We start from the raw sequence: 17,973 nt of genomic DNA, 5'->3' as shown, positions 1-17,973 counted from the left end.
ACCATCGGAAAACCCGATGGTGGCGCTTTGTGCTAGCGAATCGACGCAGCTAGCGTGCGGTAACGACTACGCGGTAAGCGGTAGCTGTACTAGTAGAAATGGACGTTGCGGAACGTGCCCGGTACGTGCTGGTGCGGCTGGTGGAAACCCTCTTCCAGCCGACCCCAGTTGTTGCGCGGGCCGCGGTCCTCTGGGGCACCGCCGGCTGCTGCCATACCTGCGAACAAAAGCGCGAGCGTGGCGGTTTCAGCGTCTGACGGGTTGCCCTTGAGGACGGACATGAACGGTGCAGCCGGGGCTGTAGCGGCGTCCTTGTCTTCGGTTGCTGGGGTGTTTTTGGAATCGGTCACAGCGGAATGTTCCCATGCTTCTTGGCGGGTACGTTAACAACCTTGCGATCCAGCAGACGCAGACCCTCGATGATCTGGCCGCGGGTCTCGCTCGGCGGGATAACGGCGTCGATGAAGCCGCGCTCAGCAGCCATGTACGGGTTGACCAGGGTGGCCTCGTACTCTGCCTCGTACTCCTTCTGCAGTGCGACGACATCCTTGCCCTCGGCCGCAGCAGCCTTGAGCTCCTTGCGGTAGATGAAGCCGACAGCGCCGGAAGCACCCATGACCGCAATCTGAGCGGTCGGCCATGCCAGGTTGATGTCAGCGCCCATGTCCTTGGAGCCCATCACACAGTAAGCTCCGCCGTAGGCCTTACGGGTGATGACGGTAATCTTCGGGACGGTGGCCTCAGCATATGCGTACAGCAGCTTGGCGCCACGGCGGATGATGCCGTCGAACTCTTGGTTGGTGCCCGGCAGGAAGCCTGGAACGTCAACCAGCATGATGATCGGAATGTTGAAGGCGTCACAGGTGCGGACGAAGCGAGCCGCCTTCTCGGATGCCTTGATGTCGAGGCAGCCAGCGAACTGAATCGGCTGGTTGGCGACGAAACCGACCGAGCGACCCTCCACGCGACCGAAGCCGATGACCACGTTCTGTGCGTAGTCCTCCTGAATTTCCAGGAAGTCCTCGTCGTCGACCAGACGGGTGATGACGTCCTTGATGTCGTACGGCTGGTTTGGGGAGTCCGGAATCAGCGTGTCGAGCTCGAGGTCAGTCTCAGTGATGTTGTCAGCGATGGAGCCCTCGAACGGCTCAGCCTCCATGCGAGGAGCCTCAGCGCGGTTGTTGGACGGCAGGTAGCTGACTAATTCCTGAACGAAAGTCAGAGCGTCTTCGTCATCAGCGGCGGTGTAGTGCGAAGTACCGGAGGTGCTCATGTGAGTACCAGCGCCACCCAGCTCTTCCTGTGTGACCTCTTCGCCAGTGACGGTCTTAATAACGTCCGGGCCGGTGATGAACATCTTGGAAGTGCCATCGACCATGACAATGAAGTCGGTCAGAGCCGGGGAGTAGACGTGGCCACCAGCGCAGGCGCCCATGATCAGGGAGATCTGTGGGATAACACCAGAAGCCTGGGTGTTTCGGAAGAAAATCTGGGAGTAGAGGCCGAGGGAAACAACGCCCTCTTGGATGCGGGCACCAGCACCCTCGTTGATGCCGATAATTGGGACACCGGTCTTGATGGCCAAATCCATGATCTTGACAATCTTTTCACCGTAGACTTCACCGAGCGCGCCACCGAAGATGGCGCCGTCCTGCGAGAAGACACAGACCTGGCGGCCATCGATGGTGCCGTAGCCTGTCACAACACCGTCAGTGACAGGGCGCTTGGCGTCGAGGCCGAAGTTCTTGGAGCGGTGACGTGCGAGAGCGTCAACCTCCACGAACGAGCCCTCGTCCAAGAGGAACTCGATGCGCTCACGAGCGGTCATCTTGCCCTTGTCGTGGACGCGGTCAATGCTGGCCTGGCCCATTGGAGCCTGGGTCTCTGCGAGACGGGCTCGCAGATCGGCCAGCTTTCCAGCAGTAGTGGTCAAATCCGGGGTTTCACCGGTTGATGTATTTGCGGCAGTCGTCATACCAACTAGTTTACGTTTCGAAAACGGGGGGAGGTAGTTGGGGGCAATCGCTGTTAACAAAAGTAGGGGTAATGACTAGCTCGTTGTACAGCAAAAAGCCTGCTCTTACAGTGGAATATTGCCGTGCTTGCGCGCAGGCCACGGTACTTTCTTTGAAGTTAGAAGGCGCAGATTTTTTATCACTCGAGTTCGTGTCTCGGAGGGGAGGATGACTTCATCAATTAACCCCCGTTCGGCGGCACGATAAGGCGTGAGCATGTGTTGCTCGTATCCCATTTCCAGTTCAGCAATGAGTTCTTTCACACTCTCGGGAGTGCCAAATCTATCGGCCGCTGGGTCTGCTGCGAGAGCTGCTTCGGTGGCGGTTCGAATCTCGGCACGATGGAGGAAGCGTACTGCGCCTGAGGCGCCCATCACGGCGATCTGTGCCGTCGGCCAAGCCAGATTTACATCCGCGCCGAGCCCCTTTGATCCCATCACGCAATACGCGCCGCCATAGGCTTTGCGCATGGTGACGGTGATTTTAGGAACGGTTGCTTCTGCATACGCATAGAGCAATTTAGCGCCACGGCGCAGAATTCCCTGGTGTTCTTGATTTGAACCGGGGAGAAAGCCGGGTACGTCTACGAGAAAGACGAGTGGAATGTTGAAACAATCGCAGGTTCGGACGAATCGCGCGGCCTTCTCCGCTGCATCGATATCTAGGCAGCCCGCGAATTCCATGGGCTGATTAGCGACAAACCCAACAGATTGACCGTTGAGACGGCCAAGGCCAATCACGACATTGGCTGCTCGGTTTTCCTGGATTTCCAGGAACTCCGCATCGTCGCAAAGCGCGTAGATGACTTCGTGCACGTCGTACGGCGTGGATGGGCTGTCGGGAATGAGACTGTCGAGGGTGCGATCGGTGTCGGTGATTTCGTCACTGGCATCGGAATCCCAGCTGGGCGCGGGGGAGGTTGTGTTGTTGGGGAGGTAGTCGAGCAAATCGCAGACCCAGTCGAGTCCATCCTGCTCGCTAGCGGCGGTGTAGTGGGAGTTTCCGGCGATCTCCATATGGGTGTCGGCGCCGCCGAGCTCGTGCTGGCTGATTTTTTCGCCTGTGACTGTTTCGATTACGTCAGGGCCGGTGACGAACATACGGGAGTTTTCCTCCACCATGACAACGAAGTCCGTCAGTGCTGGGGAGTAGGCATTTCCGCCCGCGCAGGCGCCAAAAATGACTGAAATCTGCGGAATGACGCCGCTGGCGCGAACGTTGTGGTGGAACGTCTGGGCAATAAAGTCCAGTGAGACTGCGCCATCTTGGATGCGGGCGCCGGCACCTTCGTACATGCCAATAAGGGGGCGGCCGGTAGTGATGGCAAGTTCCTGAATCTTGACCATCTTTTCGCCGTAGACCTCTCCGAGTGCACCACCGAAGATTGTGCCGTCCTGAGAGAAGATGCAGACCTCACGGCCGTCTATGGTTCCCCAGCCGGTGATGATTCCGTCGGTCGCGGGGCGTTTGGCTTCCATCCCAAATGCGGTAGTGCGGTGGCGGGCTAGCGCATCAAATTCGACAAAAGATCCTTCGTCCAGCAGGTAGTCAATGCGCTCGCGGGCATTCATGCGCTCAGTCAGTTTGAGCTTGTCGTAGCCCCGCGACCCCATCGGAGTCAGTGCAGCAGTGCGTCGGCGTAGAAGGTCTTCATTGAGGAAAGCGGTGGTGTGTTGCTCCGCCGCCAAACGTGAGGAAATAGTCATGTTATGGAATGTAGTGTTTGGGAAGGAAAATAGTAAAGCAGGCGAGCTGTGATGATTCTCACGCTGTAGAGCTCTTGAGAAAGGTCACGACTCAGTGAATCCGGCCATGGCGCTAGACTGCTGTGCATGACCAACCCCAGGATTGTTGCTTCCCGCAAGCCTCTTGACGCCACGCGTGTGCGCGCAGCCGCGCCGGGCTGGAATTCCATTGAGGTTGTCGAAACCACTGGTTCGACCAACGCTGATCTTCGGAAACAGGCGGCACTGGGGCAGGTGGCAGATCTCAGTGCGCTTATCGCCTCGGAGCAGACCGCAGGTCGCGGTCGACTGAGTCGTAGTTGGACGGCCCCGAAGGGTGCGTCCATTGCACTCAGCGCGCTGCTGCGCCCGGAAGGGCTCGCACCCGAGCAACTGGGTCTGTTGCCGTTAGTCGCGGGCCTCGCAGTTGTCGATGCTGTTGTGGAAGTTGCGGGTCTTGCGCCTGAACGCGTTTCCCTGAAGTGGCCGAACGATGTCCTGGTTGACGGTCGTAAGCTCTGCGGAATTCTGGTGGAGGCCGCGTCGCTGACACCGCCAATTCTCATTCCGGGAATCGGCGTCAACGTTTCCCTGCAGGAAGATGAGCTGCCGGTGCCACACGCCATTTCGCTATACCTGGCGGGAGCGGAAAACCTCGACCGCGACGACATCTCCGCTGGTGTGCTGCGTGCGCTGGGACGTCGTCAAGCGCAGTGGCGAAAGGGCGATGCGGAGCTGCTGCGGGACTACGAGGCGGTGTGCGCGACCATCGGTTCGAACGTGCGCGTGGAGTTGCCGGGGGATCGCGTGCTGGTGGGCAAGGCGGTTGGCGTGCGTGCCGACGGCGAATTGATCGTCACCGATGAAGCTGGCACAAGTCACTTTGTTGCGGCCGGTGACGTGTTCCATGTTCGTGCCACTGACGGCGGCTATGCGTCCCCGCAGGCTGATTCGGAGCGGGGGTAGTGCTGTATGACCTTTCCCGATGATGAGTTGGACACGCGCGAGGCAATTCTGCTGGACACCAATCCAACTTTTGGTCGGCTGGTGTGGCCGCTCTTGGAACTCATGGTTATCACGGGCGTCTGCTGGTTGCTGATTGGTTTTATCGACGGCCCTGCGATTGCTCCGGGAGATCTGCAAGGTGTGCGTCAGCTGCTGCTCTTCGCGTGGCTGGGGCTTATTCTCTGGCGCGTCGTTCGTCCGGTACTAAGTTGGTTGGGGGAGCGGTTCGTACTAACTGATAGGCGAATTATTCTGCGCCGTGGCATTCTGCGCCCGCAGGTGGTCTCGATTGATCTGCGTTCGGTACGTGCGGTCAATCGCAAGGGCGGCGTGCTGTATCTGCACACCCGCAGTTTCGGCCCGCCGCTGGCTGTGGAAGATATTCCCAGCTCTCGTAAGGTGGCTAAGTTGGTCTCCCGGTTGACTTAGAATTTTGGGTCATAACCTACAATCAGGGGTGTGATTGCTTCGGATACCCCTGAAAACTCCACTAATTCCACTTCTAATTCCGCTGCAGCGCTAACTGCTGCGCAGCATCCCGCGCATGCTGATGGCGTGCCGGTTGTGGCGGTGATTGGTGACGGTCAGCTGGCTCGTATGATGCAGACTGAGGCCATTGAGCTGGGACAGTCCATCCGTTTGCTCGCCGGTTCGCCGGATGCTTCCGCAGCGCAGGTGTGTGCGGACGTTATCATCGGCGACTACCACGTCTGGGAAGATGTTGAGCGCGCTGTCGCCGGTGCGCAGGCCGTGACTTTCGACCATGAGCACGTTCCCACCGAATTCCTCAACAAGCTGACCGAGATGGGCTACTCGGTTCAGCCTCAGCCGTCGGCGTTGCTGTACGCGCAGGATAAGCTGCTGATGCGCCAGCGCCTGGAGGAACTGGGCGCTCCAGTACCTGCCTACGCTGCAATTGAGTCCGCCGAGGATGCCGAAGCATTCTTCGACCGCGTTGACGGTGCCGTCTGCCTGAAGGCTCGCCGCGGCGGTTACGACGGTCACGGCGTGTGGTTCCCGAAGGACCGCGAGAATCTGCGCACGCTTGTCGACGAGCTGTTGGGCAAAGATGTGCCGCTGATGGCCGAGCGGAAGGTCGCGCTGGTTCGTGAGTTGTCGGCCATGTGTGCGCGCACGCCGTCGGGCGAGGTCAAGGCCTGGCCGGTCCTCGAGTCCGTGCAGCGTGACGGCATCTGTGTTGAGGCAATCTGCCCGGCGCCAGGGCTTGCCGACGACCTTGCGAGAGCGGCCGAAAAGCTCAGTGTGACCATCGCTTCCGAGCTGGGAGTAACCGGCGCGCTGGCAGTTGAGCTGTTCGAAACCGTCGATGCTGACGGCAATCCGGAGATTTTTGTCAACGAGTTGGCCATGCGGCCACACAACACTGGTCACTGGTCGCAGGACGGCTGTGAGACCAGCCAGTTTGAGCAGCACCTGCGTGCAGTTGCTGACATGCCACTGGGTTCCACTCGCCCGACTGCGCCGGTGACGGTAATGGTCAATACGCTCGGTGGCGATGAGGCCTCGGATGTACCTATTTCACAGCGTTTTGCTGAGGTATGGCGTCGTTTCCCATCAGCGAAGATTCACTGGTACGGGAAGGATTGGCGCCCTGGACGTAAGCTGGGGCACGTCAACCTGTGCGGCTACGACGCAAGCCCGGAAGGCATCGCGGAGACCCGGCGGGTTGCCAACCTCGCTGCTGGCTACATCGTCGATGGCGTGTGGGCAGACGGCTACACCGCATAGGTGGCTGGCGCTGTATAAGAATTAGATTGCTATCTCAAGGAGACAACATTGGCTGAAGCAAACCAGGTGGCAAGCCCGAAGTTGGCCAACGTAACCGGTCCGCTGGTCGGTCTGATTATGGGGTCGGACTCGGATTGGCCGACCATGGAGCCCGCAGCGGAGGTCTTGGCTGAGTTCGGAATTCCCTTTGAGGTAGGTGTGGTCTCTGCACACCGCACTCCGGAACGCATGATTGACTACGCAAAGTCCGCCGCTGACAAGGGGCTGCGCTGCATTATCGCTGGCGCCGGTGGTGCAGCACACCTGCCGGGCATGGTTGCGTCGGCCACTCCGCTGCCGGTTATCGGCGTGCCACGCGCGTTGGAGAACCTGGAGGGTGTCGATTCCCTGCTGTCAATCGTTCAGATGCCGGGCGGCGTTCCGGTGGCAACCGTCGGTGTGGGCGGCGCTAAGAACGCTGGCCTGCTGGCTGTGCGTATTCTCTCGGCCGGTTACCCGGAGCTCATTGTGGCGATGGAGAACTACCAGGCCAACATGCGCGATCAGGTCCTGGAAAAGGACGAGCGTCTGCGCAAGAAGCTGATGGGTGAGTAGGGCGCGCAACCAGCCCCGAACTACCCGCGCATATGAACTGCGGGGTAGTGGAACGTGTCCGGGTCGGCGGTCTCCCAGGCTTCGGCCCAGTTGTGGAAGCGAGTTCCGCTCAGCAGCTCGCCTGGCTGCAGCCAGTTGTAGAGCTCCGCGTAGGTCTCACCGACCTGCTCATTGGTGCGCCGCAGCAGGTGGGACGGCCCCAGCTCAGAGAAGCTATTCAGGCCCATCGATGCCAATAGGCTAGCTGCTTCCGCGACCGTGGCATTGTGATAGTTGGCCACACGCTGACCCTTGTCGTCGACATCCAGGGCCTTCCACAGGCTCGGATCCTGGGTAGCCACACCCACCGGGCAGGTGTTTGTATGACATAGCTGAGATTGGATACAGCCGGTGGCCATCATCATGCCGCGAGCCGAGTTCACAAAGTCAGCACCGATGCACATGCGCTTCACAATATCGAAGCCAGTAATGACCTTGCCGGACGCACCGAGCTTAATGCGATCTCGCAGACCGGCACCTACGAGCGCGTTATGGACGAGAATCAGGCCGTCGGTAAGCGGCAGGCCAACGCGGTCGGAGTATTCCAGCGGTGCAGCGCCGGTGCCGCCTTCAGCGCCGTCGACGATGATGAAGTCCGGGGTGATGTTCTCTTCCAGCATGGCCTTGCACACGGCGAGGAACTCAAGCTGGGAGCCAACACACAGCTTGAAACCGACCGGCTTGCCACCGTTGAGCTCGCGCATGGTGCCCATAAACCGAACAAGTTCACGCGGGGTGGAGTAGACGCGGTGGTACGGCGGGCTCATCACACCCTTGCCAACTGGTACGTGGCGAGTAGCCGCGATTTCCTCATTGACCTTGTGACCTGGCAGCATGCCGCCGAGTCCAGGCTTTGCGCCCTGGCTAACCTTCAGATAGGTTGCCTTGACCTGCGGAATCTTAGCCTTTTCGCGGAAGAGCTCCGGATCGAAGTCGCCATCCTCGGTACGCGCACCGAAGTAACCGGAACCCAGCTGCCAATAGAGGTCGGCACCATACTTCAAATGGTAAGGGCTGATAGCGCCCTCGCCGGTGTCCTGTACGAAGTTGCCCAGCTTCGCGCCCTTATTCATTGCCATGACAGCGTTAGGGGACAGAGAGCCGAAACTCATGGCTGAGATGTTGAAGATAGACGCTGAGTACGGCTGGGCGCAGTCCGGACCGCCAATATCTACGCGCGGATCCTCGATGACGTGCTGGCTCGGCGCCATCGAGTGGCGGACGTACTCGTAGCCGGGCGCATTAATCTTTCGCTCAGTACCGAATGACTTCTTCGAGGACAGCCCCTTCGCACGCTCGTAGACCACGGTACGGGTATCGCGGTCGAATGGAGCGCCGTCGAAGTTGCGTTCGATGAAGTACTGCTGCATCTCAGGGCGAATGGTCTCACCCATGTAGCGCAGATGGCCGATGACCGGGAAGTTCCGCAAGATGGAGTGCTTCCTCTGAAGCATGTCATAGATAGCCACAACATCCAGGAAGAGGATGAAGGCCATCAGAATCCACCACCATGGGCTCAGATCCCATACAGCCAGTGCGCCCAAGACGTTGATGAGGGCGAGAATCGCAAGAATATATGGTCGGGTAATCACGGTTTCCAGGTTATCGCGACTACTTAGAGCGCTTCTCGACGGGACAGCTGCGACTAAATCACACGGGCTTTTTCGGCCGTAGAAATAGCAGTGACACGCTCGCTATCGCCACCGCGCACGACGACGGCAGCACCTCCACGAACCCAAGCCGACAGCACATTACATGCCCATTTATCTGCGGTGACCTGTGAAGAATCAGGCACCAGCCAGCCGTCGGAAACGACGCGGGAACCGGGCGTGAGCTGCATCTCGTCCGCATAATCGCCAGCAGATGAAAGCAGTTCTGCAGCCGACTTTTCCCCAATAACGGGGGTTTGGTCGGAGTCCGGGCCTGCGCCTAGATATGCGTCTGGGTGGAAACGAACTTCCGGACCAAAGTCAATGACTCCCGGTGGAATATCATCACCGCATTCCACGACACCGCGGCCAAAGGGATCGTCGGTAAGCACTGCGAGGTAGGCATCTGGGAACTTCTCTTCCCACGTGCTGACGTTGCTGACAGTGGTGAATACGACCAGCGGCTCCTCATCGCTAACGGTGACGCCAGCACGCTCGCAGCCCAGGATGATGCAGGCGGACTGCCAAATCAACGGCAAGTCAATCCATACTTGGTCTCCGGCGACGAGGTCGAACTCATCGTGCAGCATGTTGGCGATCTTGCTGGCCCAGTTGTCCAGAGTTTGGGCCGATAGATCAGTACGACCGCCGGTAGTTTCGTCATAACAGGTCAAACGAGGCACGGACGGGTCGGCCTCGAGAAGTGTCTTCAGAATCTCCACGCCTCCAAGGGTAACGAGATTCTCTCCAGGCCGTCGGGAAGAGTCCCCTAACTCAACAGCAGGGTGAACAAAAGGACCGTCGGCAAGCAGGCGATCGTCGTAATCACGCCACAATCGCGCGCCTGCTCAAGGTTCCGGCCGAAGCGGGAGGCGAAGGTGTAGACGTTCTGGGCTGTCGGCAGGCCGGCGATAATCACAGCTGCCAGCAGCGCATGCCCGTTGAGACCGAAGACGAAATGACCGAACAGCAGAGCGAGCGCGGGGTGGAGGAAAAGCTTCAGCATAGACGCCACCACGACGGCGCGACGAGGGGAGCGGCCGGCTTCCATAAACGGCATGCCATGCAGGCTAATACCGAAGGCCAGAAGTGCCATTGGCACTGCGGCTTGCCCCAATAGCCCCACTGGATGCGCTACGAACTGAGGTACTTCGATAGCAAACGCATTAACCGCAAGCCCCACCATCGCCGCCAGAAAGATTGGGTTCTTCAGCGGTGCCATGATGACATTGCGCGGTCGGAAATGGCCGCGGTTGGTGAGGATTTCCAGCACCGTCATGGAAGCGGGCGCATAGAAGGCAATCTGAAAGATAAGGGCTGGGACGACGGCGGTAGCGTCGTGAAGCACTGCGACTGCGATGGGCACGCCGAGATTAGCGACGTTGTTGTAACTCGTCGACATCGCGCCGACCACAGCATCGGCGCCGCGCTGTTTGAACATGGGCGCCACAAAAATCCGGTAGAACGCCGCCGTGCCAAGCGCCGACAGTGCCGCGACACCAAACGCCGAACCGAAGATGCTCGCCGAATCCGCCGTTGCGAGAGTGTGCGCGAGCATGCACGGCATCGCGATCCAGAACACGACCATGTTCAGGGTAAAAGATGCCCGCTTATCGACGATCTCACTGCGCCCAAACAACCAGCCAACAATGATCAGTACTGCGACGGAACCAAAGCCGGTGAATATTTCGGTGAGAGCGGGCATAAGTGCATATTTTAGACAATAAAAAACGGACCCAATCCAATCCCCTCGGTGGGGAAGGACTGAGTCCGTTTTACGCTGTTATCGCATGTATCGTCATGCGGCCAGCGCGTAAATAAGGCCTTTCGGCGGGTGTTCGAATGATCGGCTCCCGCCGACCAGCCATCTTTAGCGGCTGGTGAACGGCAGGAGTGCCATCTCGCGGGCGTTCTTCACAGCGGTAGCGACCTGGCGCTGCTGCTGCGGAGTCAGACCGGTGACGCGGCGGGAACGAATCTTGCCACGGTCAGAGATGAACTGGCGGAGCAGGTTAATGTCCTTGTAATCAACCTTCTCAACGCCTGCGGCCTTGAGCGGGTTCTTCTTCGGGCGGCGGGACTGCTCCATCCGCGCCTTCTTGTTAGAGTGATTGCGCTTCATTGGTGCTCCTCGACTTACCAGCTGGACTTACGGACGCCCGGGAGTTCGCCACGGTGGGCCATCTCACGAACGCGGACACGGGACAGACCGAACTTGCGGAGGTAGCCGCGCGGGCGACCATCTGCAGCGTCACGGTTGCGGACGCGAATCGGGGACGCGTCACGCGGCTGACGGTTCAGCTCGTACTGTGCGTCCATGCGCTCTTCGTCAGTGGAGTGCGGGGACTTGATGATGCGCTTCAGTTCAGCGCGACGTTCTGCATAACGAGCGACGATTTCCTTGCGCTGCTCGTTCTTGGCAATCTTGGACTTCTTAGCCATGAATTAGCGCTCCTCGCGGAATTCGACGTGCTTGCGGACAACCGGATCGTACTTCTTAATGGTGATACGGTCCGGGGTATTGCGCTTGTTCTTACGGGTCACGTAGGTGTAACCGGTGCCCGCAGTGGACTTCAGCTTGATGATTGGACGAATGTCATTACGTGCCATTTTTTAGATCTTCTCCCCACGTGCACGAATCTGAGCAACAACAGCCTCGATACCGTACTTGTCGATGGTCTTCAGACCCTTCGGGGACACATTCAGAGTGATGTGACGCCCCTCAGAGGCGAGGTAGAACTTCTTACGCTGCACGTTGGGGTTCCAACGGCGCGACGTGCGCCGGTGGGAGTGGGACACGGTCTTGCCGAAAGACGGCTTGCGTCCCGTAACCTGGCAAATCGCCGACATAGGGATTCCTTTGCTTCCTTGCCGCCCAATGCCGACATCACTGGTGCGCCACGCCGGACTATTGAATAACCGAGGAATCCACCTGGCCTTTTCCGGGGCGCTGCCCACTGACACTCGACGCTGAGCGCGTAAACGAATAACTAGACAACAGCGAGAGAACAGTTTACACACGAGTTGCGGGATAACCTAATCGCTGTTCCACTGTGGTTTTCTCGGCGCGACTCTCGCGGGTCGTCATAGAGTTCGTGCTTGTCGACGGGCGTTAGTGCAGGGCCCTTTTTTAATTTTCGGGCTCGAGCCTGTAATATTCCATCGAGTGTCACATGCCGGTTTATAGAAATATTGACCCGGTACGTGTCATTGTAAGTCGTGTTCGTACCCAACTCAGGCACGATTCTCTCACTCTTAGCTGGGGGAAAGCGACCTGAAGTTCAATCCTGAGGGAAACGAGAATTAATGAAGAAGGACATCCATCCTGATTACCACCCGGTGGTTTTCAAGGACGCAGGCACGGGTCACTCTTTCCTTACCCGTTCCACCGCCACCTCCGACCGCACTGTCGAGTGGGAAGACGGTAACGAGTACCCGCTGATCGTCGTTGACGTCACCAGCGAGTCGCACCCGTTCTGGACCGGTGCTCAGCGTGTCATGGACACCGCTGGTCGCGTCGAGAAGTTCCAGCGCCGTTACGGTAACCGCATTCGCCGCGCGAAGAAGAACTAAGAATAGGAGGGGAATAAGAAAATGGCAGTACCAAAGCGTCGCATGTCGCGTGCTAACACCCGCGCTCGCCGTTCCCAGTGGAAGAGCAACAACGTCGCTCTCCAGGAAGTCAAGGTAAACGGCCGCGTCTACAACGTTCCTCGTCGCATCGCCAAGGCTGTTCAGCTCGGCCTGGTTGACGTCGAGAAGTTCTAACGCGCATCTTTTAGGATGCTGACAACGTTCCTCGCTGAACCGCGAAGCGCTTCGCGCGCCCAGAGTGCGTTCAGTGCGTAAGGAACAGTTGATAAAGAGCTTTTTAAACCTCACCCCATCGCTTGTACTCGGCGATGGGGTGAGGTTTTTCAGTTCTATGGCCAGGTTTTATGGGAGCACTCTCACGAAGAATCTGTGTCACATTTACACTCACCTTATATTTTCAAGGCACAATGGGCAGTATGAAGATTTTGGTAGTTGATGACGATCAAGCGGTACGCGAAGCGTTGCGGCGATCGTTGACTTTTAATGGCTACACGGTCGAGCTCGCCGAGGATGGCGCAGAGGCCTTGGAAAAGATTGCCAAGGATCGTCCGGATTTGGCTATTTTGGATGTCATGATGCCGAAGCTGGACGGCCTGGATGTTTGCCGTCGGCTGCGCAGCGAAGGCGATGATCTGCCGGTCATGATGTTGACTGCACGTGATTCGGTCTCCGAACGCGTAGCTGGTCTTGATGCCGGCGCAGATGACTACCTGCCCAAGCCGTTCGCATTGGAAGAGCTGCTCGCTCGTGTCCGTTCGCTACTTCGTCGTTCTGCTTTGGAAGTGCCTGCGATGGAGGATGCCGCAACTCTGCAGTTTGAGGATCTCTCCCTGGACCCGGAAACTCGTGAGGTCTTCCGCGGTGAACGCCGCATTAGCCTCACTCGTACAGAATTTGCGCTGCTGGAATTGCTGATGAGCAACCCGCGGCGTGTACTCTCCCGTACCGCCATCTTGGAGGATGTCTGGGGCTATGACTTCCCGACGTCCGGCAATGCGCTGGAGGTCTACATTGGCTACCTGCGGCGCAAGACGGAGGCAGAGGGAGAGCCGCGTCTGATTCACACCGTTCGTGGTGTCGGTTATGTGATGCGGGAGACCGCACCGTGATGTTGCGCCGTCGTCGTTCGACCGGCGGTGGCGTGCAATCAAATCAGCGTTCTGCCACGGAGGCCAATCCGGGGCAAGGTACCGTCGGTAAGCAAGAGAAGTCCGCGAATACTGAGACGATGGCAGGGGAATCGCTTCCCGGCCTGCCGCGGAGCTCGCGTATCCCTTCGCTGCGTTGGCGGCTGACTATTCTGACAGCGCTCATTGTGGCGATGTCGGTGGGGCTGATGACGCTGGCTGCTTTTTTTACTGTGCAGGCAGCGCTATACCGCGAGGTGGACAGTAACCTCCGTAACCAGGCGGAAAAGCTGCTGATGTCACCGTACGCTTCGGAGTTTGCCATTGGCCCCTCCTTTGAAGCGGACTCGAACAGGATTCTGAACCCCGATCTGGACGCGGTGTACTTTGCCCACGGCAGTGTGGCGGGCAAAGGCGGTGGCTCAATCTCTATTGGTGGCCCCGAACTTGCGGTGTTGCGGGGGAATCGACAGGAATCGATTCGCACCGATGAGTACAACGGCCGTCGTGTATACGCCGTCCGCTCCGAAGACGGTGCGACGCTGATCCTTTCTCAGGATCTGAGCTCGACGCAGTCGGTCCTGAAAGCGCTCAGTGCAGTGCTGCTGAGTATCTCTGCTATCGGAATCCTCTTCGCAATCGGATCAGGTATTACGGTGGCAACAACGGGTCTGCGCCCGGTCACTCGGCTGCGCATTGCTGCGGAGCGAGTGACGGAAACCGACGAGCTGCGCCCAATCCCTGTGGAGGGCGATGATGAGCTTGCGCGCTTTACCCGCAGCTTCAATGAGATGTTGGCTGCACTTCAAGCGTCGCGCATTAAGCAGGCGGAGCTGGTTGCAGATGCTGGTCATGAGTTGAAGACTCCGCTGACGTCGTTACGCACAAATATTGAACTGCTGATGATGGCCTCCCGTTCGGGAGCGGCAATCTCGGATGAGGATCGCGCGGATCTGGAAGCTGACGTCATCGCACAGCTGGAAGAGTTGTCGACGTTGGTCGGTGACTTGGTTGATCTGGCACGCGAAGATGGCCCGCAACAGGTTATTGAGCATGTCGATGTCGACGAAATCATTTCCACGTCGCTGGCGCGTGTTGAGCGTCGTCGTCCGGATATTACCTTCGATGTGCAGACAGCTCCGTGGTATGTCTACGGGGATTCGGCGGGTCTTGGTCGCGCAGTTTTGAACTTGATGGACAATGCTGCAAAGTGGTCGCCAGAAAATGGCACCGTGCGGGTTCGTCTGACGCCGCTCAGCGAGGTTGTTGCTGAATTCACGGTGGCGGACTCGGGGCCAGGTATCCCGAAGGAAGATCGAGACAAGGTCTTCGAGCGTTTCTACCGTTCCATTCAGTCGCGGTCGATGCCTGGATCCGGCCTGGGCTTGGCCATTGTGAAGTCGGTCATCGTCCGCCACGGGGGTACGATTACTGCCGATGAGTCCGATGATGGCGGTGCCTTGATGCGAGTAACGCTGCCGGGCAGTCCGCACAGCGGAAAAGGTGACGACTCCGATTCAGCTCAAGAGCCTAGCTAGAAACGCATAACCCCACGTCAAAGCTGATGTAATCCCCGCTGCGCGCGGCCTTTTAAGGAAGCGTGTGGCGGGGATTCGGTGTTTCATTCGGGGAATTATCGGCGAGACCGCAGACTGCTCTCAGCCAATTGTTAGACAGACAGTGCAAGGTATTACGTATGAGCAACTCTTTCAACGATTCCTCGCGGGGAGATGAGCGGGGACACTACTCCTCGCAATCTCACAACTTCAGCGAGAACCGTGCCATGGGGGATGCTGGTGAGACAAACCAGTTTTCTGTCAATGAGCGCGGCTGGGAGAATTCCCACTACAACACCATCCCGTCTCAGCCGAACGGCGCTTACGGAGGCGGTTCAGAGTGGGACGTTGCGGCCAATCAGCAGAAGACCAAGGGTGCCCAGGGGGCTAAGGGCATGGGGGCGCTGGCAGTCGCTGCCCTGATGCTGTGCTCGGCCGGTATCGGTGGCGGTGTCGGCGCATGGGTAGTTCACAACTCGCAGTCGTCGGCCCCCGCGGATAACGCGCTGGATAAGCCTGCGGAAACCCGTCAGGTAGCAGCAGCTGAGGGGTCCGTGGAGAAGGTCGCGCAGAAGGTCCTTCCCAGTGTCGTGTCCATCACCACTGCCTCGGAGCGGGGCACGGCGTCGGGGTCAGGTTCCATTCTGTCGTCCGACGGTCTGGTGCTGACGAATAATCACGTCGTCGCAGGCGCGGGTCCGGACGCACATATGGAAGTCCTGCTTTCCGACGGCACCACGCACCCGGCAACTCTGGTTGCAGGGGATGCGGCTACGGATATTGCCGTTATTCGAATTGAAGGTGTTAACGGGCTGCGCCCAATCTCGCTGGGCAACTCCTCGCAGGTTCAGGTTGGCCAGGAAGTGGTGGCCGTTGGTTCGCCGCTGGGACTGACCTCCACTGTTACGCAGGGCATTGTCTCCGCTAAGAACCGTCCGGTGACCGCCGCTGGTGAAGACGGTCAGTCCTCGGTCATTGATGCAATCCAGACCGATGCGGCGATTAATCCGGGTAACTCCGGCGGAGCGCTAGTGGACATGGAAGGCAACCTCATCGGTGTGCCCAGCGTGATTGCCTCTAACAGTGAGGCATCGGAACAGGCGGGCAGCATTGGCCTTGGTTTCGCAATTCCGGTTAATCAGGCTCGTCGCATAGCGGAAGACCTGATCGATTCCGGCAAGGCGCGGATGCCTGTCATTGGTGCCCAGATCGATTCGCGTCCGATTGCACGTGGTGCACTGGTGCGAGAAGTAACGCCAGGTGGCCCAGCTGATAAGGCGGGTCTGAAAGATGGTGACCTGATTACCAAGGTTGATGACCGCACACTTGACAACGGCGTTGCACTAATTGCGGCTATTCGGTCGCATCGGATCGGGGATTCTGTCACACTTACAGTTACAGATGAGCGAGGCGGCAACGAGCGAACGGTCGATGTCACCTTGGCAGAAGCCCAGGATTGATAGGCAGCGTGGTGGAGTGAGTACCTCACCATCTGTAGAAGAGTTTTCGAGTGAAACTTCGAGTGAAAAGCTGTGGGAGAAAGCGAGATAGAGCAGATGAGCGAAACCGTGAGTACTGAGCCAAGTGACGTCAACCTCGCTGAGATGGAGCGTCTTATCAACGACGACGGCCAGGTCCGAAATGCGTTCGTTGTCCTCGTGGGGGACCATTTCGAGAACCCGGATGGTGCGGCTTCGCTCATGGTTGAGCTGTTGGAAGAAGACGGCTACTCGGTCGATGCCGTGGTCAGCACTGGTGCAGTCAAGCGTGAGATCCGGAAGGCTCTAGATACCGCTGTTGTCGGTGGCGCAGATTTGGTCGTCACGGTGGGCGGTGTTGGAGTTGGTCCTCGTGCGAAGACTCCGGATGCCACTCGCAAGGTTCTTGATGTGCGGCTGCAGGGCATCGAGCAGGCTATTCGTAACTCCGGTATGGGAGCTGGCGCCTTGGATGCGGGGCTGTCCCGCGGTTTGGCCGGTGTGTCCGGTCAGACAGTGATTGTCAATCTCGCGGAGTCTCGCGCTGCAGTGCGCGATGGCATGGCGACAATTCTCCCGCTGGTCTCACATGTGCTTGATGACCTCTGCCGCTGGAGCGTCTAGGAATGGGCGACGCCAAACATCCCAATCAGCCCGAGCAAGAGCAAGAGCAAGCCGCGCCGCGCAGTGGCAGCCGTAGGCAACGTCGTCGCGCAGGTGCACCGGCGAAAAACTTTGCCCAGTCACGCAGTGCGAAAACTGCGCGCACAGTGCACTATCACGATGAATCCCCGGAGGATGCTCGTGATTTTGATGCGGACTACTGGACAAAACAGCGCCCACCCCATTGGGGATGAGCGCTGTGTAAAAAGCGTTAGTTAGCTTCTTATCGGAAGCTCGCAACTAGCAGCTAGAGGCTAGTTCAGCTCCGTCTTCGGCTTGCCGTTCTGCTCTGCCAGCAGGTCACGAATCTCAGTCAGCAGGTCAGCCTCGGTGACCTCCGGTTCAGCGGAGGTCTCCAGACGAGCCTCACGCATCGCGTTGAACTTGTTCATCGGAGCAACGATGACGAAGTAGACAACCGCTGCGACCAGCAGGAAGTTGATGACTGCGGTGATGACAGCTGCGAAGTCAAGGTAGGTCGACGGGTTGCCGCTGATGATTTCGAAGCCAAGGCCAGTGACCTCTGCGCCACCGATGGTGTTCAGCAGCGGCTCGAGCAGGCTGTCGGTGAAAGCAGTGACGATTGCGGTGAACGCAGCACCGATGACAACACCGACCGCCAGGTCGATGACGTTGCCGCGCATGATGAACTCTTTAAAGCCCTTAAGCATAGGAAATTTCCTTCTGTAGAAACGGAACAAACCAAACGAGACCTGTGAGTCATCGTGTTGCTCATGGCAGGCCCATACGATTTTGAGAAACGGGGCAGTGCGATATCAG

The 17,973-nt window shown here is 58.5% G+C and carries 21 protein-coding genes; 10 read left to right on the top strand and 11 right to left on the bottom strand.

Annotated elements, in window-relative coordinates:
- Positions 1-89 precede the first annotated feature (89 nt).
- From ADB08_RS04715 to ADB08_RS04705, 3 genes are all read right to left on the bottom strand, one after another.
- Positions 90-350: an acyl-CoA carboxylase epsilon subunit gene (locus ADB08_RS04715; RefSeq protein WP_016423284.1), complete on the bottom strand. Its 261-nt coding sequence runs from the start codon at positions 348-350 to the stop codon at positions 90-92.
- Positions 347-1,975 (bottom strand): acyl-CoA carboxylase subunit beta, encoded by a 1,629-nt coding sequence (locus tag ADB08_RS04710; protein ID WP_016423283.1) that lies wholly within the window; start codon positions 1,973-1,975, stop codon positions 347-349. Before ADB08_RS04710 ends, ADB08_RS04715 begins: the two co-directional genes overlap by 4 nt.
- A gap of 105 nt (positions 1,976-2,080) precedes the next feature.
- Entirely contained in the window at positions 2,081-3,721 is a 1,641-nt protein-coding gene (locus ADB08_RS04705) for an acyl-CoA carboxylase subunit beta (protein WP_049171320.1), read from the bottom strand.
- Between the two features lie 126 nt (positions 3,722-3,847).
- On the opposite strand from ADB08_RS04705, the gene ADB08_RS04700 reads away from it, so the two are divergent.
- The 4 genes from ADB08_RS04700 (at position 3,848) to purE (ending at position 7,087) form a co-directional block, all read left to right on the top strand.
- Positions 3,848-4,705 carry a biotin--[acetyl-CoA-carboxylase] ligase gene (locus tag ADB08_RS04700; protein WP_049171316.1) on the top strand — a complete coding sequence of 286 codons (858 nt, stop codon included), beginning with the start codon at positions 3,848-3,850 and terminating at the stop codon, positions 4,703-4,705.
- A gap of 6 nt (positions 4,706-4,711) precedes the next feature.
- Positions 4,712-5,173: a PH domain-containing protein gene (locus ADB08_RS04695; RefSeq protein WP_049171313.1), complete on the top strand. Its 462-nt coding sequence runs from the start codon at positions 4,712-4,714 to the stop codon at positions 5,171-5,173.
- A 30-nt stretch (positions 5,174-5,203) separates the two neighbouring features.
- Positions 5,204-6,493 carry a 5-(carboxyamino)imidazole ribonucleotide synthase gene (locus ADB08_RS04690; RefSeq protein WP_080969567.1) on the top strand — a complete coding sequence of 430 codons (1,290 nt, stop codon included), beginning with the start codon at positions 5,204-5,206 and terminating at the stop codon, positions 6,491-6,493.
- Positions 6,494-6,610: 117 nt separating this feature from the next.
- The gene (purE, locus tag ADB08_RS04685) at positions 6,611-7,087 is read left to right on the top strand and encodes a 5-(carboxyamino)imidazole ribonucleotide mutase (RefSeq protein ID WP_049171375.1); all 477 of its coding nucleotides are present in this window, start codon (positions 6,611-6,613) and stop codon (positions 7,085-7,087) included.
- Between the two features lie 20 nt (positions 7,088-7,107).
- On the opposite strand, the gene ADB08_RS04680 is transcribed toward purE, so the two are convergent.
- The 7 genes from ADB08_RS04680 to rpmB form a co-directional block, all read right to left on the bottom strand.
- On the bottom strand, positions 7,108-8,718 hold the full coding sequence (locus ADB08_RS04680; RefSeq protein ID WP_049171310.1) for an FMN-binding glutamate synthase family protein: 1,611 nt from the start codon (positions 8,716-8,718) through the stop codon (positions 7,108-7,110).
- A gap of 53 nt (positions 8,719-8,771) precedes the next feature.
- Positions 8,772-9,497, bottom strand: coding sequence for a TIGR03089 family protein (locus tag ADB08_RS04675; RefSeq protein WP_049171307.1), 726 nt, complete (start codon positions 9,495-9,497; stop codon positions 8,772-8,774).
- A 47-nt stretch (positions 9,498-9,544) separates the two neighbouring features.
- Positions 9,545-10,480, bottom strand: a complete 936-nt coding sequence (locus tag ADB08_RS04670; protein WP_049171304.1) for an AEC family transporter — start codon at positions 10,478-10,480, stop codon at positions 9,545-9,547.
- Positions 10,481-10,645: 165 nt separating this feature from the next.
- Positions 10,646-10,897 (bottom strand): 30S ribosomal protein S18, encoded by a 252-nt coding sequence (gene rpsR / locus ADB08_RS04665; protein WP_005511410.1) that lies wholly within the window; start codon positions 10,895-10,897, stop codon positions 10,646-10,648.
- A 14-nt stretch (positions 10,898-10,911) separates the two neighbouring features.
- Positions 10,912-11,217, bottom strand: a complete 306-nt coding sequence (gene rpsN / locus ADB08_RS04660; protein ID WP_005511414.1) for a 30S ribosomal protein S14 — start codon at positions 11,215-11,217, stop codon at positions 10,912-10,914.
- A 3-nt stretch (positions 11,218-11,220) separates the two neighbouring features.
- Complete coding sequence (rpmG, locus tag ADB08_RS04655; RefSeq protein ID WP_005511413.1) at positions 11,221-11,385, bottom strand: 50S ribosomal protein L33; 165 nt, start codon at positions 11,383-11,385, stop codon at positions 11,221-11,223.
- Positions 11,386-11,388: 3 nt separating this feature from the next.
- On the bottom strand, positions 11,389-11,625 hold the full coding sequence (gene rpmB / locus ADB08_RS04650) for a 50S ribosomal protein L28 (RefSeq protein ID WP_016423274.1): 237 nt from the start codon (positions 11,623-11,625) through the stop codon (positions 11,389-11,391).
- A gap of 456 nt (positions 11,626-12,081) precedes the next feature.
- Between rpmB and ADB08_RS04645 the strand changes: the two genes are divergently transcribed.
- The 6 genes from ADB08_RS04645 (at position 12,082) to ADB08_RS04620 (ending at position 17,154) form a co-directional block, all read left to right on the top strand.
- The gene (locus ADB08_RS04645; protein WP_005511390.1) at positions 12,082-12,348 is read left to right on the top strand and encodes a type B 50S ribosomal protein L31; all 267 of its coding nucleotides are present in this window, start codon (positions 12,082-12,084) and stop codon (positions 12,346-12,348) included.
- Positions 12,349-12,369: 21 nt separating this feature from the next.
- Complete coding sequence (rpmF, locus tag ADB08_RS04640) at positions 12,370-12,543, top strand: 50S ribosomal protein L32 (protein WP_005511439.1); 174 nt, start codon at positions 12,370-12,372, stop codon at positions 12,541-12,543.
- A 242-nt stretch (positions 12,544-12,785) separates the two neighbouring features.
- Positions 12,786-13,478, top strand: a complete 693-nt coding sequence (locus ADB08_RS04635) for a response regulator transcription factor (protein ID WP_005511429.1) — start codon at positions 12,786-12,788, stop codon at positions 13,476-13,478.
- A complete protein-coding gene (locus ADB08_RS04630) occupies positions 13,478-15,034 on the top strand; it encodes a sensor histidine kinase (protein ID WP_016423272.1) in 1,557 nt (518 codons plus the stop codon). Before ADB08_RS04635 ends, ADB08_RS04630 begins: the two co-directional genes overlap by 1 nt.
- Positions 15,035-15,192: 158 nt before the next feature.
- Positions 15,193-16,512 (top strand): S1C family serine protease, encoded by a 1,320-nt coding sequence (locus ADB08_RS04625; protein ID WP_016423271.1) that lies wholly within the window; start codon positions 15,193-15,195, stop codon positions 16,510-16,512.
- A gap of 72 nt (positions 16,513-16,584) precedes the next feature.
- Complete coding sequence (locus ADB08_RS04620; protein WP_126108175.1) at positions 16,585-17,154, top strand: MogA/MoaB family molybdenum cofactor biosynthesis protein; 570 nt, start codon at positions 16,585-16,587, stop codon at positions 17,152-17,154.
- Between the two features lie 293 nt (positions 17,155-17,447).
- Here the strand turns inward: ADB08_RS04620 and mscL are convergent, their stop codons facing one another.
- Entirely contained in the window at positions 17,448-17,864 is a 417-nt protein-coding gene (gene mscL, locus ADB08_RS04615) for a large-conductance mechanosensitive channel protein MscL (protein WP_016423268.1), read from the bottom strand.
- Positions 17,865-17,973: the final 109 nt, after the last annotated feature.

The organism is Corynebacterium sp. 239_CJEI (assembly GCF_001055995.1).
In the GTDB taxonomy this organism is placed as follows: Bacteria; Actinomycetota; Actinomycetes; order Mycobacteriales; family Mycobacteriaceae; genus Corynebacterium; species Corynebacterium jeikeium_D.
The sequence above is the reverse complement of the archived record's forward strand: the minus strand, read 5'-3'. Positions and strand labels throughout refer to the sequence as shown.